19 protein-coding genes are annotated in these 20,931 nt (G+C 55.4%); 9 read left to right on the plus strand and 10 right to left on the minus strand.

Going from position 1 to position 20,931, the window contains the following annotated elements:
* Window positions 1–157 precede the first annotated feature (157 nt).
* From JIN87_RS23535 to JIN87_RS23545, 3 genes are all read left to right on the plus strand, one after another.
* Window positions 158–1,264, plus strand: a complete 1,107-nt coding sequence (locus JIN87_RS23535) for a Gfo/Idh/MocA family protein (RefSeq protein ID WP_200358200.1) — start codon at window positions 158–160, stop codon at window positions 1,262–1,264.
* A 139-nt stretch (window positions 1,265–1,403) separates the two neighbouring features.
* Window positions 1,404–2,282: a sugar phosphate isomerase/epimerase family protein gene (locus JIN87_RS23540; RefSeq protein ID WP_200358202.1), complete on the plus strand. Its 879-nt coding sequence runs from the start codon at window positions 1,404–1,406 to the stop codon at window positions 2,280–2,282.
* 89 nt (window positions 2,283–2,371) lie between these two features.
* Complete coding sequence (locus tag JIN87_RS23545; RefSeq protein ID WP_200358204.1) at window positions 2,372–3,370, plus strand: GntR family transcriptional regulator; 999 nt, start codon at window positions 2,372–2,374, stop codon at window positions 3,368–3,370.
* 4 nt (window positions 3,371–3,374) lie between these two features.
* On the opposite strand, the gene JIN87_RS23550 is transcribed toward JIN87_RS23545, so the two are convergent.
* The 8 genes from JIN87_RS23550 to JIN87_RS23585 form a co-directional block, all read right to left on the minus strand.
* Window positions 3,375–4,412: an SMP-30/gluconolactonase/LRE family protein gene (locus tag JIN87_RS23550; RefSeq protein WP_200358206.1), complete on the minus strand. Its 1,038-nt coding sequence runs from the start codon at window positions 4,410–4,412 to the stop codon at window positions 3,375–3,377.
* Between the two features lie 240 nt (window positions 4,413–4,652).
* Window positions 4,653–5,810, minus strand: a complete 1,158-nt coding sequence (locus tag JIN87_RS23555; RefSeq protein WP_200358208.1) for an ATP-binding protein — start codon at window positions 5,808–5,810, stop codon at window positions 4,653–4,655.
* Window positions 5,811–5,989: 179 nt separating this feature from the next.
* The gene (locus tag JIN87_RS23560; protein WP_200358210.1) at window positions 5,990–8,431 is read right to left on the minus strand and encodes a glycoside hydrolase family 94 protein; all 2,442 of its coding nucleotides are present in this window, start codon (window positions 8,429–8,431) and stop codon (window positions 5,990–5,992) included.
* A gap of 150 nt (window positions 8,432–8,581) precedes the next feature.
* The gene (locus tag JIN87_RS23565) at window positions 8,582–10,996 is read right to left on the minus strand and encodes a glycoside hydrolase family 94 protein (RefSeq protein WP_200358212.1); all 2,415 of its coding nucleotides are present in this window, start codon (window positions 10,994–10,996) and stop codon (window positions 8,582–8,584) included.
* 365 nt (window positions 10,997–11,361) lie between these two features.
* The gene (locus JIN87_RS23570; RefSeq protein WP_200358214.1) at window positions 11,362–11,784 is read right to left on the minus strand and encodes an RrF2 family transcriptional regulator; all 423 of its coding nucleotides are present in this window, start codon (window positions 11,782–11,784) and stop codon (window positions 11,362–11,364) included.
* A complete protein-coding gene (gene dsrP / locus JIN87_RS23575) occupies window positions 11,777–13,054 on the minus strand; it encodes a sulfate reduction electron transfer complex DsrMKJOP subunit DsrP (protein WP_234033582.1) in 1,278 nt (425 codons plus the stop codon). Before dsrP ends, JIN87_RS23570 begins: the two co-directional genes overlap by 8 nt.
* A complete protein-coding gene (locus tag JIN87_RS23580) occupies window positions 13,047–13,967 on the minus strand; it encodes a 4Fe-4S dicluster domain-containing protein (RefSeq protein WP_200358216.1) in 921 nt (306 codons plus the stop codon). The genes dsrP and JIN87_RS23580 overlap by 8 nt, the downstream gene beginning before the upstream one ends.
* Before the next feature lie 9 nt (window positions 13,968–13,976).
* Window positions 13,977–14,618, minus strand: a complete 642-nt coding sequence (locus JIN87_RS23585; RefSeq protein WP_200358218.1) for a hypothetical protein — start codon at window positions 14,616–14,618, stop codon at window positions 13,977–13,979.
* Between the two features lie 95 nt (window positions 14,619–14,713).
* Here JIN87_RS23585 and JIN87_RS23590 point away from each other — a divergent pair, with 95 nt between their 5' ends.
* From JIN87_RS23590 to JIN87_RS23615, 6 genes are read left to right on the plus strand one after another with little or no spacing between them, the layout of a single operon-like run.
* Window positions 14,714–14,968 carry a hypothetical protein gene (locus tag JIN87_RS23590; protein ID WP_200358220.1) on the plus strand — a complete coding sequence of 85 codons (255 nt, stop codon included), beginning with the start codon at window positions 14,714–14,716 and terminating at the stop codon, window positions 14,966–14,968.
* Window positions 14,969–14,980: 12 nt separating this feature from the next.
* Window positions 14,981–17,416, plus strand: a complete 2,436-nt coding sequence (locus JIN87_RS23595) for a molybdopterin-dependent oxidoreductase (RefSeq protein ID WP_200358222.1) — start codon at window positions 14,981–14,983, stop codon at window positions 17,414–17,416.
* Between the two features lie 3 nt (window positions 17,417–17,419).
* On the plus strand, window positions 17,420–18,238 hold the full coding sequence (locus JIN87_RS23600) for a nitrate reductase cytochrome c-type subunit (RefSeq protein WP_200358223.1): 819 nt from the start codon (window positions 17,420–17,422) through the stop codon (window positions 18,236–18,238).
* Window positions 18,239–18,241: 3 nt separating this feature from the next.
* Window positions 18,242–18,562 carry a 4Fe-4S binding protein gene (locus tag JIN87_RS23605; protein ID WP_200358225.1) on the plus strand — a complete coding sequence of 107 codons (321 nt, stop codon included), beginning with the start codon at window positions 18,242–18,244 and terminating at the stop codon, window positions 18,560–18,562.
* 3 nt (window positions 18,563–18,565) lie between these two features.
* Window positions 18,566–18,871 carry a hypothetical protein gene (locus JIN87_RS23610; protein WP_200358227.1) on the plus strand — a complete coding sequence of 102 codons (306 nt, stop codon included), beginning with the start codon at window positions 18,566–18,568 and terminating at the stop codon, window positions 18,869–18,871.
* A 32-nt stretch (window positions 18,872–18,903) separates the two neighbouring features.
* The gene (locus JIN87_RS23615) at window positions 18,904–19,167 is read left to right on the plus strand and encodes a YecH family metal-binding protein (protein WP_200358229.1); all 264 of its coding nucleotides are present in this window, start codon (window positions 18,904–18,906) and stop codon (window positions 19,165–19,167) included.
* A gap of 33 nt (window positions 19,168–19,200) precedes the next feature.
* On the opposite strand, the gene JIN87_RS23620 is transcribed toward JIN87_RS23615, so the two are convergent.
* Both JIN87_RS23620 and JIN87_RS23625 read right to left on the minus strand, forming a co-directional pair.
* The gene (locus tag JIN87_RS23620) at window positions 19,201–19,662 is read right to left on the minus strand and encodes a c-type cytochrome (protein ID WP_200358231.1); all 462 of its coding nucleotides are present in this window, start codon (window positions 19,660–19,662) and stop codon (window positions 19,201–19,203) included.
* A gap of 156 nt (window positions 19,663–19,818) precedes the next feature.
* On the minus strand, window positions 19,819–20,742 hold the full coding sequence (locus JIN87_RS23625; RefSeq protein ID WP_407951722.1) for a phosphoribosylaminoimidazolesuccinocarboxamide synthase: 924 nt from the start codon (window positions 20,740–20,742) through the stop codon (window positions 19,819–19,821).
* Window positions 20,743–20,931: the final 189 nt, after the last annotated feature.

The following is a 20,931-nucleotide window of genomic DNA, read 5'->3' on the forward strand; positions in this document are numbered from 1 at the left end:
TGAAGGCTTTGAATAAGCGCTTCAGAAAGGTCTTGTCAAGGGGACTCAGTTCGCGGTAGCTCTAGAAATACGTTTTTAGGCAAAACTATAAAAACAGGCAAATCAGCATGGTTTGCCTATTTCTGCCTCCTCCAATTTAGCCCTAGGAATTTAAGATATGTCCAAGAAACAGTACAGATTTGGTGTCGTTGGTACCGGAATGATTTCGGAGTTTCACGCTCAGGCTTTTGCGGCCATGGAGAATGCAGAAATGGTCGCCGCTTTCGATATGAACCCGGAGCGGGCGGCTGCATTTGGTGAGAAACATGGCTGTGCGAGCTATGGGGATCTAGACTCTTTCTTGGCCCACCCGGAACTAGATGCGGTTACCATTTGTACGCCGAGTGGGGCTCACTTGGATCCGGCTCTAGCGGCGGCGAAGGCTGGCAAGCATGTGATAGTTGAAAAGCCTCTTGAGGTGACCATCGAGAAGATCGATGCGATGAAGAAGGCTTGCGAAGAGAGCGTGACGCAGCTGATCAGTATCTTACCGCGCCGCTTCTATCCTTCAACGAAGGCGCTCAAGTCAGCGATTGATGAAGGACGTTTTGGACAACTGACTTTAGCGGAGGCTCAGATCAAATGGTACCGTACGCAGGAGTATTATGACAGTGGTGCGTGGCGTGGTACTTGGGCACTTGATGGTGGCGGCGCTCTGATGAATCAATCGATCCATACCATCGACTTGCTTCTGCATTTGATGGGACCAGTGAAGCGTGTATCGGCATTTGCAGGACAAGAGGCTCACACGCGAATCGAAGTTGAGGATGTGGCGGTCGCTATTCTCGAGTTCGAAAACGGAGCCCGTGGGGTGATTCAAGGGTCGACGACTTGTTATTCCAAGACGGGGCATCCGGCGCAGGTGCAGATCTGCGGTATGGAAGGATCGGTCTTCATGGTGGACGAGCAGTTCTCGGTTTGGGACTTCAAGGATGAGCGTGAAAGCGATGCCAAGGTTCTCGAAGAGTTCGGCTTGAATGCGGACCAAGGCGGTCAGGGCGCGGCGGATCCGAGCGCGATCGATTTCTCGTGGCATCAGCGGAATTTCGAAGAGGCGATCGCTGCTATTGAAGAGGGCCGCGAATCGATCGTGGGCTGCGAAGAAGGCCGCAGGCCGGTAGAGCTGATTTGTGCGATTTACAAGTCGGCTCAAAGTGGAGGCCAAGTGGTCGAACTTCCGCTGGAAGCGACACCAGATTTCAAAAACTTCGGAGAAGGAAAGTAGCGGGTCCATCCAGGAAAAGGCATGAATCATTTGCCCACGAAGTTCACTAAGGCTCACGAAGTATTAAAACATAACTTCGTGATTCTTCGTGTCCTTGGTGGGAAACAAAACAACTTCTAAGATAGTTAGGTAAGTAAGTATGTATCTCACAGGATTTGCAGACGAAGCGGCGCAAGATATCGAGGGCCAGATTAAGGCCACTAAGGAGCTCGGCTGGAACGCCATCGAGTCTCGTAACATATCGGGCAAGAACATTCATGATATCTCTGACGAGGACTTTGATGTCGTGTATGGAAAACTTCAAGACGCTGGTGTGAAGATCAATTGCTTCGGTTCGGCGATTGGCAATTGGGCGAAAAATATCTTGGATCCCTTCGAGATTACTATCGCTGAGATCGAGCGTGCGATTCCTCGTATGCAACGATTGGGTACGGACTTAATTCGCATCATGAGTTATGCTCGTTGTGAAGGGGAGGAGCAGTACAAAGAGGAACGTTTCCGTCGCCTCCGCGAAATCGTAAAGCGTTTCAATGACGCAGGTCTGACTCCGGTACATGAGAACTGCATGAACTACGGCGGTATGAGTGCGGCTCACACGCTCGAGCTTGTTGAGAATGTTCCGGGACTTCGGTTGGTCTTCGATACCGGTAACGGACCGTTCAACAAGGACTACTCTACGCCGGATCTACGTTGGCAGAACAGTTTGGAGTTCTACAACAAGGTTAAGCAGCACGTCTCTTACATTCACATCAAGGATGCGAATTCACCAGAAAGTGGAGAGAAGGAAGTCTACACGATGCCGGGCGAAGGGCAGGGGGATGTGGTCGAGATCATGAAGGATCTGAAGGCTAGCGGTTACGACGGCGGGATCTCGATCGAGCCGCACTTGGCGGCAGTGTTCCACGATCCGTCTGCAGTGAACACTGAATCGGATAAAAGCTACGAGCTCTACGTCGAGTATGGGCGCCGCATGATGGCGATTTTGGATGGAATCGGGTATGAGCGGTCACTGTATTAGGTTTGTAGGAGGGCAACGCTCCGTCGTTGCCGAAATCACCAGCACAAATATCACGGCAACGACAGAGCGTTGCCCTCCTGCCTAAAGCAATGGCAGTACTGACTGATAGAGTTAAGAAGTGGATCGCCAAGGATATCAGCCTTGGCGTCTACCCACCGGGATCGAAAATGCCGACCCGGATGGAGCTGATGCAGAAGTACAATATTGCACGTGCGTCAGCGGATAAGGTTGTCAGTCAGCTTGTGGCGGAAGGGCTGCTTGTCTCGGCCCGTGGATCCGGAACCTATGTGGTGGATCCGAAGAACGATACGCCGTATTTGTATATTATTTTGAATACGGAAAGCGAGTGCTCGGAAGCGAACCGTTTTCATTCCCAGCTTTCCTTAATGCTGACGAAGGTGTCAGGCAACCTGGAGCACAGCATGTTGGGGAGCGGCGACCTTGAAAACCACTTTAGCTCGATCCTCAAGAACGTGCGTAGCCACGTGATCTGGAGTCGTCCATCGATCAAGTCCTATGGGGATATCGCGACCTTGCACCGTGCTGGGGTGAGGCAGGTTTTGGTGAACCGACCGATCGCGACCTACAATTACGCGAGTACGGATACGAGGAAGGCCTTGGCGGATGTGTTCGAGATCATCAGCAGTCGACGGCAGGGAGCGAGCTTTGGTTTGGTTGCTCCGCCCATCGATTTGGAAGAGAGCTTTCTGGCGGAGCGTGAGTTGTACTTTCACGAGATGATTCATGAGCACAGCGGCCGACTTAACTTCATGGGGCGCGTTAGCGATAAGTCTCCCAGTGAAATCTTGCGGGTGACGCGTGAGGCTCTGGATCGAGTACACGAGCTCGACTACTTGTTTGTGCCAGATTTCGCCATGGTACCCTTTGTTGTAGCTCTCGCAGCGGAGCGCGGAATCGTGCTCGGCAAGGGCCTCAACCTGATCACGATTGACTGGGACGAGGAACGCGAAGGCGTGATTTGTATCAAGCAGGATTGGGATACCATGCTACACTGTTCGGTCGAATGGGCACGTTCCCGATCCATGGAGCCATTCCAAAAGCTAGTGCCTGCCGAGGTGCTGGCGTAACGCTCTACTCAACCTCTGACAGGTCGATTACTGATATTGTGTAGGGCTTGCTGTGTCCGGTGTTCTTCATTCCCGCTTCAACCATGAGGTCGAAGTTGGAAATGTAGAGGCGTCCCTTGTGCACCATCAAATCGGCTGGTTGATCGAGTTCTCCGTTTGCGCCATTGTTATCTGGATATTCGGCGATCACAGAAACGTCTTTGTTTGTATCCACTTTCAGGATTTGGTTCTGAGAAAACCCAGCAAGGTAAAGGTTACCCGCTTCGTCGATATCGATGCCATCAACCCCTGCAGTGTTTGGGGCTTGGGCGTAAACTTCGCTTGAAGCGACTGTTCCGTCGCTCTTGAGGGTGAGCCTATAAATCGTGCCATCGCCGAAGTCGCCGACGAATAAGTCTCCCGCTTTGTTGAAGACCAAGCCGTCCAGACCGAACTGTTTCTTCGGGTTTTGGGTTTCGGCGGTGAAAATCAGATTGGGATCCGAGAGGTCGTTGTTCACCTGAATGTTTCTGTCGGTCTCCTTGAAGCGATAGACGCCTCCGGTATTTTTGCCGGTTTCGACTTTTGGCATCATCGCGATTGTCACGTAGAGGGCTCCGTCTTTGTAGCGCAGGCCGTTTGGCCCGTTGAGGCCTTTGGCTACGACTTCGGTTTTCTCGTGCTGGCCATTTTTGAAAGTCATCCGCAGCAAACGTCCGTGGGGGCCTTGGTTCGCGTTTACGAAGAGTGATCCGTCGGGAGCGTAGGCGATTCCCATTGGGCGGGCGGACGCCTTGCCGTTTGCTCCAGGAACGTCGGCGAGTTTCGAGACGGTTCCGTCCTTCGAGATGCTAACGAGGATTCCAGGGAATCCGCCTTTGGCGTAATTGGGGCACGATAGCGTGATGCTTCCATCCGGAGCAACTGCTAGCGCGTCTGGCGTTGGACAATACTCGGGCAGCTCAGCGAAGAGCTTTGCTGGAGTCTGGGCGTGCAGAGCTGGAGGGAGTGCTGAGCAAGCGGCTATCGAGAGTACGAGTGTAAGGTGTTTGATTCGTTTCATTGGGTTTGGCGTAAAAACTTCTCAGTTTATTAAGCCAGAACACCCGCGACGATTTCACGATTATTCAGATGCACTATTCGCCTCTTCGTTTGCAGTTATTGGCGGTCGATATTGCTGAGTGAGTTGGGCGGTTAGCCGATTCTAATCGGCTCAGGATACAGCCTTTTGTGAGCCGAATCGTTGTCGCATTCGGCTCATGCTCCCAATTATTGATCTCCTAGAATCAGGGAGGTGTCGGCTTTAGCCTTCGGCGAGTTTCTTTGCTAGTTGAGGAATCTCCTCAGCAGGAAGAGCTGATATCGATTCGGTTAGCTCGTATCTCTGCTTTCCGGGGTAGACGACCCATAGGTGATCCAGCGACAGATCTTGAAGAGCGGTGTTCATCGAGCGGGTTTTTCCTGGCGCGTCGCTGTGTTTGAACTCGAAACCGTAGCGTTTGCCGCGGTGGATTATCAAGAGGTCTAATTCTGCTCCGGAATGGGTTGCCCAGAAGTAGGCTGAGCGGCTTGGAAAACTCGCTAGAATTTGCTCTATGGCAAACCCCTCCCAAGACGCTCCGAGCTTTGGATGGCCGAGGAGGTCCCGTTTATCCTCGAGTTCAAGTAGCGAATGAAGGATGCCTGAGTCTCGTATGTAGATTTTGGGAGATTTGAGTTGGCGTTTCTTCAGGTTCTCGTGCCAAGGAGGCAGGACGCGAATGACGTAGGCATTTGCAAGTGTATCCAGATAACGCTTCGCAGTCGGTTCGCTTGTGCCCAAAGACCTGGCGAATTCGGCTCCATTCCAAACTTGGCCGTGGTAGTGGGCGATCATTGTCCAAAACCGTCTTAGCGTTTCGGCTGGGATGTTGATGCCGAATTGCGGAATGTCTCTTTCTAGGAACGTGCGGATGAAGTTTTGGCGCCAAGATGAAGATGCCTTTTCGCTTTTTGAAAGGAAAGAGCGTGGGAATCCACCGCGCTGCCATAGAGTGTGAAGGGAGTCGCTTCCGGTTTCGCTGAGGTCGAAACCAACGAGGTCGATGAGAGCGACCCGGCCCGCTAGAGATTCCGAGACTCCGCGAATTAGATCTGGAGAAGCGCTTCCTAGAAGGAGGAAGCGAGCTGGCTGATCTGGGCGGTCAAGAAGGACTCGCAGTGTTTCGAACAAACTGGGGACACGCTGGATTTCATCTATGACGACCAATCCTTTCAGTGGAGAAAGCGCTTGTTCAGGGGATTCCAGTCGCCGCCGATCTACAGCACTCTCAAGATCGAAGAATGAGCAAAGATCCTCACCTTCTGCGACAATTCGGGCTAAGGTTGTTTTTCCACATTGTCGTGGACCCGACAAAGCGACTGCGGGGTGACTTTCGAAACCTTCTTCTATCGCTTGGAGATATCTTGGGCGGTTGAGCATCTGTTTTGGTAACCTTGAAAAACTAAAATCAAATGTTAGAATTTCAAGGTAAAACATATCGACTTCCTTTGTTCTCTTTCGCTACTAGGCGTGCCGCGGTGGGCTCGCCCTACCTTTACGAAAAAAGGCGTCGGTCCGTAGACCGACGCCTTTCATTTAGCAGATATGGATATAAAAGTTTATCCGATCACCGCGACGACTTCGTTTTCCTCGGCTGCGGAGCTGAGAGGGATGGTGTCGCCTTCGACGGCTTGGCCGTTGACGGTGAGGCTCTTGATGCCCTTGGACTTTCCTTCTGGGTTTTGAACCGTGATGTTGAAGGTCTTGCCGCGGAATTTGCGAGTGACCTTCAATTCTGGCCATGCGGTTGGTACGCATGGGTCGATCTGTAGGCCTTCGTAGTCTGGCTTGATGCCGGCGAAGCCTTGGGAGATGGTGAGGAAGGTCCACGCTGCGGTACCAGTGAGGCCAGCGTTCTTGGCTTCACCTGGAGTGGCGGCGTCCTTACCGGCGATCATCTGCGAGTACATGTATGGCTCGCCACGGTAGGTCTCGATCTTGTCTTCCTTGGCCGCTGGGCAAACGCTGAGGTAGTACTCGTATGCGCGGTCGCCGTTGCCGAGTTGCATGAGAGCGAGGTGGATCCAAGGGTTGTTGTGGCAGAAGATACCTGCGTTTTCCTTGTATCCAGGTGGGTAGGACGAAACCTCACCGAGGTGGAGGTGGTAAGTCTGGTAAGGTGGCTGCTGAAGTACGCAACCGTCTTCGGTGTAGAGGTGCTCGTGTACGGCATCGAGAGTCTTCTCGGCGCGGCCGTTGTCGGCTCCGGCTCCACCCATGACGAGCCAACCTTGGGATTCGATGTAGATCTTACCTTCTTCGTTCTTGTGGGAACCGATTGGCTCCTTGTAAGTGTCGAAGGCGCGGAGGTACCAGTCACCGTCCCAACCTTGAGTTTCGACGGCTTCGAGCATTTCGGCGTGAGCGGCTGCGGTTTCTTCAGCCTTGGCGTCAGCACCGATGAACTTGTAGAGACCTTGCAGATCGAGACAGGCCTTGAGGAAGAGACCGGCGATCATGAGAGACTCGGCTACTTCTTCGGCTGTGTTGTGAGACGCTGTTTGGAAGGACTCGTTTGGTTCGGTGGAGAAACAGTTGAGGTTCAAGCAATCGTTCCAGTCGGCGTGCCCGATGAGCGGGAGATTGTGTGGACCGCGGTTTTCGAGCGTGTAGCGGATGGAGAGTTCGAGGTGGTCGAGGAGAGTTGCTGTCTTCTCTTCGACGTCTGCGTATCCAACTTTCTCATCCAAGATGCCGACATCGCCTGTTTCGCGAATATAAGCGGTGGTGGAGAGGATGAGCCAGAGGTGGTCGTCCATGAAGCCGCCGCCGATCTCGTCGTTGCCCTTCTTTGTGAGTGGCTGGTATTGGTGGAAGCAGAGGCCGCTAGACATCTGTGTAGCGGAGATGTCGAGGATACGTTGGCGAGCCTTGTCCGGTACCATGTGGACGAAACCGAGAAGGTCTTGGTTTGAGTCGCGGTACCCCATGCCACGGCCGATGCCGGACTCGAAGAGAGAGGCGGAGCGGCTGAGGTTGAAGGTAGCCATACACTGGGCTTGGTTCCAAGCGTTACCCATGCGGTTCATAATCGGGCAAGGCGTCTCGACTTGGAAAGTGGAGAGCTGGTCGTCCCAGAGGCCATTGAGCTTAGCGAATGCTTCGTCGACTGCAGACTCGTCGGAGTACTTGTCGAGGATGGCGTTGGCTGGTTCCTTGTTGATGACGTGAGGCGCTATGTATTTCTCGCCGGATACAGTGACGTATGCGAGGATGTAAGAGTGCTTGGTAGACTCGCCTGGTTGGAGAGTGATCTCGTGGTAGTGAGAACCGATTGGGTTCCAGCCGAAGGCTTGTGTGTTGTTTGGCTGGCCTGCGAGCACTGCCTTTGGTTCGTGGATACCGTTGTGGACGCCTACGAAATCGTCGCGGCTGGTGTCGTAACCATCGATGTCGCGAGTGGAGGCGAACATGGTGTAGTGGTCACGACGCTCGCGGTACTCGGTCTTGTGGAAGATTGCGTTCTTCTCGATTTCAACTTCGCCGATCGAGTAGGTGCGCTGGAAGTTGGTGGAGTCGTTTTGCGCGTCGTAGAGACAGAACTCGACGAAGGAGAAGAGCTTGAAGGTCTTTGGCGCGTCGCTGTTGTTGGTAAGCGTTGTTTGCCAGATTTCGAGGTTCTCTTCGGGGGGTACGAAGATGAGTACGCTCGCTTCAAGACCGTTCTTGGAAGAAGTGATGCGAGAGTAGCCGAGGCCGTGGCGGCACTCGTACGAGTCGAGTTCTGTCTTGACCGGCTTCCAGCCTGGATTCCAAACGGTGTCGCCATCCTTGATGAACAGGTAGCGGCCGTTGTTGTCGTATGGCATCTCGTTGTAGCGATAGCGGGTGAGACGACGTAGGCGGGCGTCCTTGTAGAAGGAATAGCCACCGCCGGTATTCGTGTTCAACGCGAAGTACTCGTCCTGACCTAGGAAGTTCAACCAAGGCAGCGGCGTGTCTGGACGCGTGATAACGTATTCACGATTTGGATCTTCGAAATGTCCGTATGGATTGCTCATTGTGATGAGGTGTTTAGGTGAAAGGTGTTTAGTCTTTAGGTGACGTGGGTTGTTAAAGGTCAATTGGGTGCTCTTCTTCTGCTTCTACTTCTTTATCTTCATCTTTTTTTGAAGAAGAAGGAGGTGAAGAAGCAGAAGAAGAATTTGAAACTATGCTCCGGCGGGTACGGCAGCGCCCATGATGACTTCGATTTGGGAGCCGTCTTTGAGTTTGTCGGTTGGGACGAGGGTGCCGTCGATGGTTTGGCCGTCTACGGTGAGGCTGGCCACGCCAGTTTCTGCTCCGTCTGGGTTCTTGACCGTGATGTTGATGTTCATGCCACGGAAGAGGCGGGTTGCTTCGTATCCAGGCCATGAGGACGGTAGGCATGGATCGATGCGAAGCCCTTCGAGTTCGGCTTTGATGCCGAGGATGTAGGCGGTAGATGAGTAATACGCCCAGGCAGAGGTGCCGGAGAGCCAAGGGAGGCGAGCGGCACCGTGCATCGGGCTGTAGCGTGCGTGTGTGGATTGGCAGTGCACGTATGGCTCGCTTTGGCGGATCTCAGCTTTGTCGTTGAATTTGGCTGGATTGAAGGCGTTGTAGTACTCGTACGCGGAGTCGCCCTTGCCGAGCATGGCTTCGGCCATGACGACCCAACCTTGCGGGTGGTTGAAGATACCTGCGTTTTCCTTGGTGCCTGCGTTGAAGAGGCGCGCGGCCATGATTTCGACCGGCATGGTCTCGACTGGAGGCGCGCAGAGTTGGGCTCCGTAGTCGGTGGCGAGGTGCTCTTTGACTGACTCCATACAGATGCGAGCTTGCTCTTCAGTGGCGGCTCCGGAGATGACGGCCCAGATCTGTGTATTCAAATAGATGGCACCTTCCTTGGAATCGTGAGTTCCGTAGACTGTACCGTCGTCGGCGATGGCCCAAATGAAGCGATCCTTTGACCAGCAGGTTTTTTGGATCGCTGCGTCGAGGATCTTTTGCTGGAGAAGTGCCCACTCGGCTTCTTCAGGGAGGTTGAGCTTGTTGGCGATGTCGGCGTAGACGCCGAGGCCATAGCGGACTTGGAAACCAACGAAGAGGGACTCGCCGTTGTAGCCGAGCTTGAGACAGTCGTTCCAGTCGGCCGCTAGGCCGCAAGGGATACCGTTGGCTCCGGAGCGTTCGAGGTTGAACTCGAGGGCACGACGGAGGTGACCGAGAACGGTGGCTTCACCTTCGTCGGCGTATGGAAGAACCTTGTTGTAGAAATCGAGATCACCCGTTTCGCCAACGTAAGCAGGAACTGTATTGAAGAACCAGAGACAGTCGTCGGAACGGAACTCTTCCTTCGGCGGCATAGGCGTGTTGCCTGGTTCGTGGTCGAATGGTTTGACGACTGGGAGAGCTCCGCCGTTTGAGAACTGGCCGGTGAGCATGAGCTCGAGGCGCTTGCCGGCTTCTTCTGGAATTGCTGGGAGAACGGCTATGATGTCCTGAACCGTGTCGCGGAAGCCGAGGCCGTTGCGGTGTCCGCCGTAAACGAAGGACGCGGAGCGTGACCACGTGTAGGTGATGAGAGAGTTGTAGGCGTTCCAGACATTGACCATTGAGTCGAAGTCGGCGTCGGGAGTCTTAGCAGTGAGGGCTCCGAGGCGGGAGTGCCAGAAATCCTTGAGCTTGGCGAATTCCGCGTCGACGCGTTCAAGGCTGCTGAATTCTTCGACGGCGGCCTTACCTTCGATGGAAGCCTTGCCGACGCCGATCATGACGAGCAGCTCTTTGGATTCGCCCGGTGCGAGCTCGATTTCTGTGCGAAGAGCGGAGCAGGAGTTTTCGCCGTAAGTGGTGGATCCGGTTGATTCACCGGACGCGACCACGTCTGGCTTGGCGTAGCTGCCGTAGGTGCCAATGAAGGTTTCGCGTGAGAGATCGTATCCGGTAATTGGTGACCCGAGGAGGGTGGTCCAGCTGAGCATGGCATTACCGTCGCGCTTGATGGATGCCCAATCGTGCGGAAGGTTGTCATTGACCGCCATTTGAGCGAAACCGTCCTGATAGGTGGCCTTGCCGATGTACTGGGAGTACTGGAGATTGAATTGGTCCTGGTCGATGTTCCAGTGGTTGGTGAACTCGCAGTAAGTGAAGACGGAGAGTTTACGTGGAGCGGAGCCAGTGTTAGTTACTTTGAGTTTCCAGTACTCGAACTTTTGGCCGACCGGGACGAAGTAGAGCGTCTCGGTCTTGATGTCGCTGTATTCAGATTCTATCGACGTGTAGGCTGTACCGTGGCGGCAGGTGGTCTTGTACTCGTCGAGAGGCTTGCCGACAGGCTGCCAGCTGGTGGACCAGAAGTCGCCAGATTCTTGGTCGCGGAGGTAGAAGTAGCGGCCGGGCTGGTCCATCGGGACGTTGTTGAAGCGCAGGCGAGTGAAACGGCCTTCGGATGCGGAGCGGAAAAAAGAGTAGCCGCCGGCATTGTTTGAGATGATGGCTCCGTACTCTGTGGTTCCGAGGTAGTTGGTCCAAGAGCGGGGAGTGTCTGGGCGGGTGATGACGTACTCGCGTGCGTCGTCGTCGAAGTGGCCGTATTTCATGAAGGTTTTGTGAGGGAGGGTTTGATGCAGGTTTACGCTAGGTACATTGGGTTGAAGAAGATTGAGCGTAACCCCGCGGATTGAATAACCCCTGCGTGCGGAACGTCAGCCGCTGCCCGGAAGCCGGAGGCGGTTCAGGAGTATGCCCTTACCATGGCACAGACACGATGCTTCTTTCAAGGGGCTGAGGCCGCGTTCATCTGGGAGAGTGGGCTATTAGGGCACTCTTGCTATAGCGCAAATGGGGTTGAGATGCGCTGGATGAAGTTGGGTTGGGGTGTGTTGCCTCGCGGGGTGCGAGGTGTAACGGCAATGACGGAGCATTGCCCTCCTAGTTGTGGAATAGGTTCCACCCTCCTGGGGGCTCAGTTGTGGGCGGTTTCTTTGCTGAAGACGTTGAGCTTGTTGTCTTGGAGGAAGTCGACGAGTTGCTGATCGAGTTCGAGCAACTGGTAGTGGAGCGGGCAGGGGTCGTCGTTGTTGCACTTGTCTGCTCCGAAGGGGCAGGCGATACGGTCGCCTACTTTTTCAAAATTGGAAACGATGTCTAAAAGGCTGATTTCGGATGGTGGGCGGGCGAGCCAGTAGCCGCCTTTGGGGCCGGGGGCTCCGTCTACGAGTCCGGCTTGGGAGAGGGCTACGAGGAGCTTGGCGACGATGGGCTGTGGAAGATTGCGGGCGGAAGCGACGTCGCGTGAGTTCAGGCGGGTATGCCCCTCGTCGTAGACCTCGGCGAGGTGGCTCATGGCCATGATGGCGTTTTGTGATGTCTTTCCGTATTTAAGCATGTTTTTCGGCGTCCTTCTCCAAGGAGACCTCGCCGGAGAAAATCGGCATCGCGACTCGGATCGCTATGGTGTAGATCATGAGCCCTGCGGCCCAGATGCCGGCTGTGACGCGCCATTCGATTCCGTTTGGCGTGTACTCGACGATTTCGTGGAGCGTTGATGGAATGAAGCCTGGGATAATGAGGCCCATGCCCTTTTCAATCCATATACCTGCAAACGCGAGTCCGCAGGCAAGTATTAGCATAACTGGATGCTGGGTTACGTTCGGCCTCATAAGCAGGATGGCGGCGAGGATGGTCAGGGCGATGGAACTCCAGATCCAGGGGACGAGGGCGTTGTGGCCGTGCAGGCCGAAGTAGAGGTAGTGGGCGGCGGCGGTGTGCGAGCCTCCGGTGTAGAATTCGGTGAACACTTCCGAGGCGAGCATGAGCAAGTTGATCAGGATCGTGACACGCATGATGTTGACCAGGATGCGGATGGCTCCGTCGCCCACCTTGTAGTCGCTGAGGTAGCGGATCGCTTCGAGGGCGAGAATGATGAATGCCGGCCCGGAAACGAAAGCGGAAGTGAGGAAGCGAGGGGCGAGCAGGGCGGTGTTCCAGAAGGGGCGTCCGCCGAGTCCTTGGTAGAGGAAGGCGGTCACGGTGTGGATGGAGATGGCCCAGCCGATGGAGAGAAAGACGACGGGAATGTAGAACTTGGGGTTGGGCCGCTCGCCGCGGTAGCGCTTGTAGAGTAGGTAGCCGCAGATGTGGAGATTGAGGAGGAGGTAGCCGTTGAGCACGATGACGTCCCAAGTGAGCATGGACACCGGAAAGTGGAATTTTCCGATGCCGGGAAGCATGTGCCAGAATCGGTCTGGGCGTCCTAGGTCCACGACTACGAAGCTGATGCACATGACGATGGCGGCGATGGCTAGGAGTTCCCCGATGATGACCACGTCGTGCATGTCGTGATCATGGTAGAGGTAGGCGGGGATAACCATCATGACGCCCCCGGCGGCGAGGCCGACCATGAAGGTGAAGTTGGCGATGTAGAGGCCCCAGGAGACGTGGTCGGTCATGTTGGTCACGCCCATGCCCATGGTGACTTGGGTGGCCCAGGCGTTGAGGCCGACGAGGGCGATGGCGGAGAGTCCGATCATCCAGGCGTAGAAGAGCCAATTGCCCTCGGTCGCCATGACCATCATGCGCCAGATGAAGCGCGGGTAGCTGTTGAGGTGCCCGGGGATGTGGGGTGAGAGGGCGTTTTCTGGGGCGGGCTTATTCATCGAAGAAGTAGTAGAAGCTTGGTTTGGTGCCGAGTTCCTCCTTCAGCACGAAGACGCGTTTGTTTTCCAGGACCCAGCGGATCTCGGATTCGGGATCGAGAAGGTTGCCGAAAACGCGCGAGCCGGTTGGGCAGGCCTCGAGGCAGGCGGGGAGTTTGCCTTCGCGAGTCTTGTGCATGCAGAAGGTGCATTTCTCCATGACGCCTTGCGGGCGGATACGGTTGGAGAGGTAGCCCTGCACGGGGTTGATTTCTTCTTTGGGAATCTCCGGTTTGGTCCAGTTGAAGCGGCGGGCGTGGTAGGGGCAGGCCGCTTCGCAGTAGCGGCATCCGATGCACCAGTTGTAGTCTACCGCGACGATGCCGTCCTTTTCTTTCCAGGTGGCTTCCACCGGGCAGACGTCCACGCAGGGCGGGTTGTCGCACTGCTGGCATTGCACCGGCATGTAGAACGAGTCCGACTTGGGGACGGGGCCCTTGTAGTCGACTTTTCCGTGCTCGATATCGAGGGAGCCCTTTTTCATTTCGAGCACGCGGATATAGGAGTTGCCGCTGGCTCGGTCGTGATTGTTTTCGTAGTGGCAGGCTTGGGCGCACTTGCGGCAGCCCACGCAGATGGATAGGTTGAGGGCGTAGCCGAATTTCACGCCCAGCTGGGCCTTGGTGTCGGTTATTTGAACGTCGGCGCCGTAGTCCTTTTTGGCATCTTCCTCGAGTCGCTTGATGACTTTCTGCATCTGCTCGGGCTTGAGCTCGGTGTAGTGTTTCTGGAGGAATTCGTCGATGGACTGGTCGGCTGCCCAGCTGGCGAGGGGAGCGATGGCTTTGGCGAATGCGGCGGCTCCGAGGGTTGCCCCGATGCCTTTGACGACGGTGCGGCGACTGATGCCGGAGGATTTATTCTCTTCTGTCATGGCGTCGGTTTAGTGAGGGTGTCCTTGTTTTTGTTTGATCAGCTCGATGTCCTTCGGAGGAAAAACGGGGATGAGCTGAGGGTAGGCAGGGGCATGCGGGTCGTGGCAGACGTTGCACGCATTGCGGGTGCGGGGGCCGCGGCTGAGATCCCAGTATCCGTTCATACCGCCGTGGGAGCCGTTGGTATAGTCGCGGAACTGAGGGCCGTGGCACTGGGCGCAGAGCTGCATGGTGTTTTCGAAAGAGACGGCGGAACCGTCGGCGAGACGGAGGGTGTCGTAGTTGTCTGCGTTGTGGCAGCTGAGGCAGGATAGCGAGCCGTGCTGCTTTTTCAGGCCTTGGTGAAATTCGTCGAGGTCTTCGGGGAGTTTCTGGTCGGTCTGCGGAGAGCGAGTGGTGTGGCAGGTCGTGCAGGCGACTTCGGTCTGGCGACCGGACTTCGAGAGGTCGGCGAGCACGGTGGGGGTGGCGGGGGTGCCTTGGATGGTGACCTCGTGCCTGATGCTCTTATCTAGAGTGACCTCTATGTTGGCGGGAGCGGAGGCTTCTTGGAAGGAGGCGAAGGATCGTTGGTAGATCCACCAACCGCTAGCGAACACGATGGCAACAGCGACGATGGTAGCCGGGGCAATGAGGGGTGAGGCTTTCATCTTCTAGGGACCTTGCTAATCCTAGGAGGTTTAATCAAGATAAAAAGGTATTTAAATATTGAACTCTCTGAAAAAACCGTCATGAATCGGAGACAATGAGCAATCCTCGCCCATGGCATACCCCTTTGAGCAGCCTGGTGGTCACACTTTCGCAAGATGTGGAGCTAGCTGCGGACGCGGAGCGTGTCATACGCGAGCACAAGTCGATTTCTACTGCACCCCGCGAAGGGATTTACCTTCCAGTCCTCATCGAACACGTCGATGCCCGCCCCCTTCACGACTGGTTGGAAGCTCTCGCGGGAGTGCAGCAAGTCGACGTTGCTTTCGTTTCGACTGAAACCCCTCGTTAACCCCATGCCCCTATGAGCTTAGACCGTCGTCACTTCCTAAAGAAAACAGCCATGGCTGCTGCGGTTGCCGCCGCCCAGCAACGCGCGTTTGGCAAATACGAAAATACGGAACTGGATGCCACGACCGCGGCGGATGGCCTCAAATGGGACAAGGCTCCGTGCCGTTTTTGCGGAACGGGATGTCACGTGCGCGTGGGAGTTAAGGACGACAAGGTGGTCGCCATTCAGGGTGAGCAGTTGGCGGATGTGAACAAAGGCTTGCTTTGCGTGAAGGGCTACCATGTGGGCGGAATCCTGTACGGTAAAGATCGTCTCACTCAGCCTCTCCTTCGAAAGAACGGGAAGCTGGTTCCAATTAGCTGGGATGAAGCTATCGATGTAGTGGCTCAGCGGATATACGACAAGCCGGATGAATTCGCAATATATGGTAGTGGTCAGTGGACCATTCCCGAGGGCTATGTGGCGCAAAAGTTCATCAAGGGTGGCTTGTCGAACAATCACATCGACCCGAACGCGCGTCTCTGCATGGCGTCTGCGGTTACTGGATACCTTTCTACCCATGGTGTGGATGAGCCTGCGGGTTGCTATGACGATCTTGATAAGTGCGATGTTATGATCATGTGGGGCAACAATCCTGCTGAGATGCATCCGGTTTTGTTTTCGCGGGTGATTGATCGTCGCTCGAAGGGCGAGGAAGTGATGCTGATCGACATCGGAACACGTCGAACACGTACCACTGAATACAGCGACGAATATCTTGAGTTCAAGCCGCACAGCGATCTCGCGATCGCCAACGGTATCGCTCACTTGCTGATCAAGAATGGAACCTACGACAAGTCTTTCGTAGAGCGTTTCTGTAATTTCAGAAAGGATACGGATACGCCTTCTCTCTTTGGTCAACCGAGCACCTTTGAAGAGTATTCGAAACTGCTCGAGCCTTATACTCCGGAGTATGTGGAGGAGCTCTCGGGAGTGTCTGCGGAGAAGATCCGCATGCTAGGCGAACTTTTTGGCCGGAGGGATATCCGCATTACCAGCCTTTGGTGCATGGGGGTGAACCAACATACGCGCGGCACCAACATGAATCGTCTGCTGCACGGCATCCACATGCTCAGCGGGCACTTTGGCAAGCCAGGCGACGCGCCAACGAGTTTGACCGGGCAGCCTTCCGCTTGTGGCACCGCTCGCGAGGTCGGTACCTTGGCCCACGCTTTGCCAGGAGGTCGTATCGTGGCGAAGGAACCGCATCGCAAGGATTGCGAACGCATTTGGAATCTCCCGGAGGGGCGGATCAATGCGAAGCCAGGCTACCACACCGTGAAGATGTGGGAGCAGTTCTGCACCTCAACTGAAGAAGGTGGAGATGTATCCACGATATGGGTTCAAGTCACCAATCCGGGGCATACGCTTCCGAATCTCAAGAAGCACTTTACCAATAAGGAAGGTCTGAAGGACAAGTTTCTGATCGTCTCCGAGGTTTATCCGACTGCCAGCACGAAGCTAGCGGATCTCGTATTGCCTGCGGCGATGTGGGTGGAAAAGAATGGCATCTATGGCAATAGCGAGCGCCGGACGCAGCAGTGGTTCAAGATGGTGAACCCACCGGGCGAGGCTCGTGATGATTGTTGGATGACGATCGCGGTGGCGCGTCGCCTCTTCGAGATGGGCCACCCGGGAATGAAGGACAAGGATGGCGGGTTCATCTTCGAGCTGAAGGATGATTCTGGAGCGGAAGTTCCTGTTTGGGAGTGGGAGCGCTACTACGATGTCAACGTCGACAAGCAGCTTTACGAAGAGTATCGAGAGTTCACTTACATGAAGCACAAGGACGTGGCTCCCTACGACGAGCTCGTCAAGGCTCGCGGTTTACGTTGGCCGGTGGTGCAGCGTGCAAACGGAAAGTGGGAGGAGACGCCGTTCCGGTTCATGGAGTTCAGCGACTCTTATGTGGAAAAAGGCAAGGAGCTGCAGTTCTACCATTCGGTGACGGGCGACGATAAGGCTTTGATTTGGTTCTGTCCCTATGACCCGCCAGCGGAAGCGCCGGATCAGGACTATCCGATGTGGCTCAGCACGGGCCGTGTGCTGGAGCACTGGCATACGGGGACCATGACGCGGCGCATTCCTCAGCTGCGCAACGCGATGCCGCATGCTTATGTGGAGATGCATCCGGAGGATGCGGCCGAGAAGGGTCTGGCAAACGGGGATTTGGCTGTGATCGAGACCCGTCGCGGAAAGATCGAGATGCCGGTATGGCTTAATGGTCGAGGCCGACCGCCGAGGGGGACTGTGTTCGTGCCGTTTTTCGACGAGAATCTGCTGATAAACGACATCACCCTAGGCGAGATTGATCCGATCTCGAAGGAGCCGGATTACAAGAAGTGCGCGGCGACTGTTTACAAGCGTCCGTCTGGCAAGCCTGCTCCTGCCCTCGACCCAACCCGATAGGCCATGGCTTTCCCGAATGCAGGTAAGGCAAAGTCGCATCTCGCTACGAATATCATTCTGGCGGCGGTGTTCACTTTGTCGGTGAGCGGCTTCTTTATGGGCTTGCGACAAACGGGTCGCGAAACGGAAGCGACTCAAGCGAGCTCTGCTGAAAGTAGTCAAACGACTGATACGGTTGGCAATGCGATTCCCGCCCCGAGTTATGCGGATATTGCTCAAGCTGGCTTTAGTCCGAACGCGAATTGGAAAAGTCGTTTGAGTGATCTAGCGCCGCATGACGATTTGGATACGGTTCGGGTGACTGATCCGGCGGAGTTACGCTATCGTCGCGAGCAGCGTCGGGCTTACGATGGTTCTCCTCCGATTGTTCCGCATCCGATCGATCAATGGTCGGCGGACAGCTGCATGCAGTGTCACGAGCGAGCGGTCCGGATTGGGGATGTGGTGGCGCCGGCGATGTCGCACCCCGCTTATACGAGCTGTACGCAATGCCATGTTTCAGGGAAGGGCTTGGGGAGTCGTTGGAACGCGTCTGACTTTGATCTGCACACGGGAAATCGATTTGGTGGCTACCATCAGCCGGAGTTTGGCGAGCGAGCCTACCCGGATGCTCCTCCTACGATTCCTCACAATGTGCATATGCGCCAGAATTGCATGAGTTGTCATGGGGAATTGGGTACGAGCCCGATTCGTACAAGTCACCCTGAACGCCAAAGTTGTGTGCAGTGTCATGTTCCAGGCGGAAAGGTGGACGAGATGAATTTCTCCGAATCTCCATTCCCGTTTTGGGAGTCGCTTTCAAAGGGGGATCCCGTCCAGTAGCAGATGGGAGGTTCGCCACAGACTTTTACTCGCCGGGATTTCTTCAGCAATTTTCTGAAGCATGTCCGCGAGGATGCTCGTTCGGAGTCTCCGACGATTGTGGAGGTAAGGGGGGAAGCCGAGGAACAGGTGGCGGTGATTCAGGGGCGTTACTGCCTTGCTTATCAAAATAGCTTTTGCTCGGTCTGTTCGGAGCGTTGTCCGGAGTCCGGCGCGATCGAAGTTAGGAAAGGCATTCCTACGGTGGATGCGGATCATTGCACTGGCTGTGGGATTTGCCGCGATCTTTGTCCGGCCCCGACTAACGCGATTCTTATGATTTAGAAAATGAGCGCAGAACAACAGCCTAAGCTACCGGAGCTTCACCAAGCCGATCTCGATGCGGATACGCTCGAGGCGTATTTTCGAGATTTGAATGAGTGTGCGGATGTGTTTGCGGTGATTCCGAAAATGGGTCCCGGGTATATTTCGCCTGCAGTGGTCGAATTGACCAGTGGCTACGAGTTGATCCGGTCTGGCCAGGTGCGAGGTTTGCAAATCCGCTACGGCTACGAGGGCTCCGAGTGGTGGGATACTCTCATCGTGAGAGACGGCACGGTACGGATGACGCGCATAGAACAAACTTTTTCCTAAACGTAGTAAATTTTAGAATACAATAATCAGATATGAGTAAATTCGCAGATCTAAGAAAACCTGACATTCACGCGCACGAGATTCTCGAGATGATGATCCGTACCGGAAAGAAGTACTCCAATGAGAGTCTCTCGGCTGAAATCATCGAGGTATTTGGAGAGGATTCGACCTTCCATACCTGCTCGGGGCATGGCCTGGATCCCTATGATATCGTGCAGCATCTGTGGGGTAAGCGTAAATTCACAGGCACGCCGGAGGAGTTTGTGTTCCTACCGGGGAACCGTTGTAGCCATTGAGAGATGGTTAGCGCGGCGCTTTAGCCCGCGTCTTTAGTTTTGATCGGGTAGCGTGGACGCGGGCTGAAGCGCCGCGCTACGGTTGCGTTCCATCTCCGCGGGGTCGCACTCGCCTTCGAAGTTGGAGTGGTACAGGTAGGCTGCTATCGCGTCGAGATCGGCGTCAGGGAGTGGAAGGGGAGGCATGACCTTGAACTTTCGGATGGCGCCGGGCATGAGGGCCTTTTTTGGGTCGGGAGATTTCGCCCAGTCGACGATGGCTTTGCGGAAGGCTTTCTCGTCTTCTCCGTAGCGGTTTTCGTAGTGCATCTGCACGGCGAAGGCTGGTGGGGCGAGCATGTTGGGTCCGTGCTCGTATTTGTGGCAAGCCATGCACATGAGCTCGAACTTGCTCTTGCCTAGGGAGACGAGTTCGTCGGTCTCGTTAGCTGATCCGTGTGCGGCTGCCAGTAGGTTGATGGCAGCGAGCAAGAGTGCTTTTGTGGTACGTCTCATTTTTCCTCCTTTTCCTAAATGCATGGGATTGGGAGGGTGGCGTGCAACTCGTTCCCCAGTTTCTAGCTCAAGTAGTGAGCCAGAGAATAGGGGAGATTAGGTGGATCGATGGTGGGCAGCGCGGCGGTCTCGGCGTGGGCCGCCCTACCTTTTTGACTAACCTGCGACTGAGACGAGCTTGCTGTAGACTTCGAGGTAGCGGGATTGGGCTTTTTCGACGATCTCGGTCGGGAGCTCGGGGCCGGGAGCGGTCTTGTTCCAGTCCTGGAGGGTCTCGAGGTAGTCGCGGATGATCTGCTTGTCGTAGCTGGCTGGGCTGGTGCCGACTTGGTATTCGGCCGCATCCCAATAGCGGGAGGAGTCTGGTGTGAGGACTTCGTCGATCAGGTAGATGGTGCCTTCTTCGTCGGTGCCGAACTCGAATTTTGTATCGGCCAGGATGATACCGGCCTTGGCGGCGAGTTCGCTACCGAAGGCGTAGAGCTGGAGGCTGATGTCCTTGACCTTGTCGAAGATCTCTTGGCCCACGATGTCTGCAGCTTCCTTGGGAGTGACGGGCATGTCGTGTCCTTCGCTGGCTTTGGTGGTGGGGGTGAAGATGGGCTCGGGGAGCTGGGAGGCGAGTTGGAGGCCTTCGGGGAGCTCGATGCCGCAGACGGTGCGGTCGTTCTGGTAGGATTCCCAGCCGGAGCCTGCGATATAGCCGCGCACCACGCACTCGATCTCGAGCGGCTTGAGCTTGCGGACGGCCATGCTGCGGAGTTGGGAGTCGGTGGAGAGCTTAAGGTCGTCGCGGAGGATTTCCTGCTCGTTGGGGATTATGTGATTGGGGGCGATGTGCTTGGTCTGCTCGAACCAGAAGTGGCTGAGCTGGGTGAGGATGAGGCCGCGGCCGGGGATGCCGCCAGGGAGGACGACGTCGAAGGCTGAGATGCGGTCGGTGGCGACGAGCAGCACGGAATCGTCGAGATCGAATATTTCGCGTACCTTGCCGGAGGCGATCTTGGGCGCGTCGATCGTTTCGATGAGATCGCGCACGGGAGCGGTTGGAAGGGCAGCTTTTAGGTCTTCGCCGGAAATCATGGGGGCACTGTAGCGAGTGCCCTTCGGGAGGGAAGGATTTTGTTGTCGGATCCCGCTGTGGCTTTGGGATCGCTAGGGGTGGACTTGGACTCTGCGGCGTGCCCGGCGTGTCTGGTCAAGATACATGGTTAACAGGTGTTAAGAGACATGGTTAACACTTTTTGATGCCGTGGATGGAGACCGATA

Origin of the sequence: Pelagicoccus mobilis (genome assembly GCF_016595505.1) — a bacterium.
GTDB classification, from domain to species: domain Bacteria; phylum Verrucomicrobiota; class Verrucomicrobiia; order Opitutales; family Opitutaceae; genus Pelagicoccus; species Pelagicoccus mobilis.

What these genes read in the sequence shown, in the direction of transcription:
- JIN87_RS23595 (WP_200358222.1), top strand. Translation starts at nt 14,981, where the DNA reads ATGAGCTTAGACCGTCGTCACTTCCTAAAGAAAACAGCCATGGCTGCT.
- JIN87_RS23545 (WP_200358204.1), top strand. Translation starts at nt 2,372, where the DNA reads ATGGCAGTACTGACTGATAGAGTTAAGAAGTGGATCGCCAAGGATATC.
- JIN87_RS23615 (WP_200358229.1), top strand. Translation starts at nt 18,904, where the DNA reads ATGAGTAAATTCGCAGATCTAAGAAAACCTGACATTCACGCGCACGAG.
- JIN87_RS23605 (WP_200358225.1), top strand. Translation starts at nt 18,242, where the DNA reads ATGGGAGGTTCGCCACAGACTTTTACTCGCCGGGATTTCTTCAGCAAT.
- JIN87_RS23580 (WP_200358216.1), bottom strand. Translation starts at nt 13,967, where the DNA reads ATGACAGAAGAGAATAAATCCTCCGGCATCAGTCGCCGCACCGTCGTC.
- JIN87_RS23565 (WP_200358212.1), bottom strand. Translation starts at nt 10,996, where the DNA reads ATGAAATACGGCCACTTCGACGACGACGCACGCGAGTACGTCATCACC.
- JIN87_RS23540 (WP_200358202.1), top strand. Translation starts at nt 1,404, where the DNA reads ATGTATCTCACAGGATTTGCAGACGAAGCGGCGCAAGATATCGAGGGC.
- JIN87_RS23590 (WP_200358220.1), top strand. Translation starts at nt 14,714, where the DNA reads ATGAGCAATCCTCGCCCATGGCATACCCCTTTGAGCAGCCTGGTGGTC.
- JIN87_RS23585 (WP_200358218.1), bottom strand. Translation starts at nt 14,618, where the DNA reads ATGAAAGCCTCACCCCTCATTGCCCCGGCTACCATCGTCGCTGTTGCC.
- JIN87_RS23620 (WP_200358231.1), bottom strand. Translation starts at nt 19,662, where the DNA reads ATGAGACGTACCACAAAAGCACTCTTGCTCGCTGCCATCAACCTACTG.
- dsrP (WP_234033582.1), bottom strand. Translation starts at nt 13,054, where the DNA reads ATGAATAAGCCCGCCCCAGAAAACGCCCTCTCACCCCACATCCCCGGG.
- JIN87_RS23555 (WP_200358208.1), bottom strand. Translation starts at nt 5,810, where the DNA reads ATGCTCAACCGCCCAAGATATCTCCAAGCGATAGAAGAAGGTTTCGAA.
- JIN87_RS23535 (WP_200358200.1), top strand. Translation starts at nt 158, where the DNA reads ATGTCCAAGAAACAGTACAGATTTGGTGTCGTTGGTACCGGAATGATT.
- JIN87_RS23610 (WP_200358227.1), top strand. Translation starts at nt 18,566, where the DNA reads ATGAGCGCAGAACAACAGCCTAAGCTACCGGAGCTTCACCAAGCCGAT.
- JIN87_RS23560 (WP_200358210.1), bottom strand. Translation starts at nt 8,431, where the DNA reads ATGAGCAATCCATACGGACATTTCGAAGATCCAAATCGTGAATACGTT.
- JIN87_RS23550 (WP_200358206.1), bottom strand. Translation starts at nt 4,412, where the DNA reads ATGAAACGAATCAAACACCTTACACTCGTACTCTCGATAGCCGCTTGC.
- JIN87_RS23600 (WP_200358223.1), top strand. Translation starts at nt 17,420, where the DNA reads ATGGCTTTCCCGAATGCAGGTAAGGCAAAGTCGCATCTCGCTACGAAT.
- JIN87_RS23570 (WP_200358214.1), bottom strand. Translation starts at nt 11,784, where the DNA reads ATGCTTAAATACGGAAAGACATCACAAAACGCCATCATGGCCATGAGC.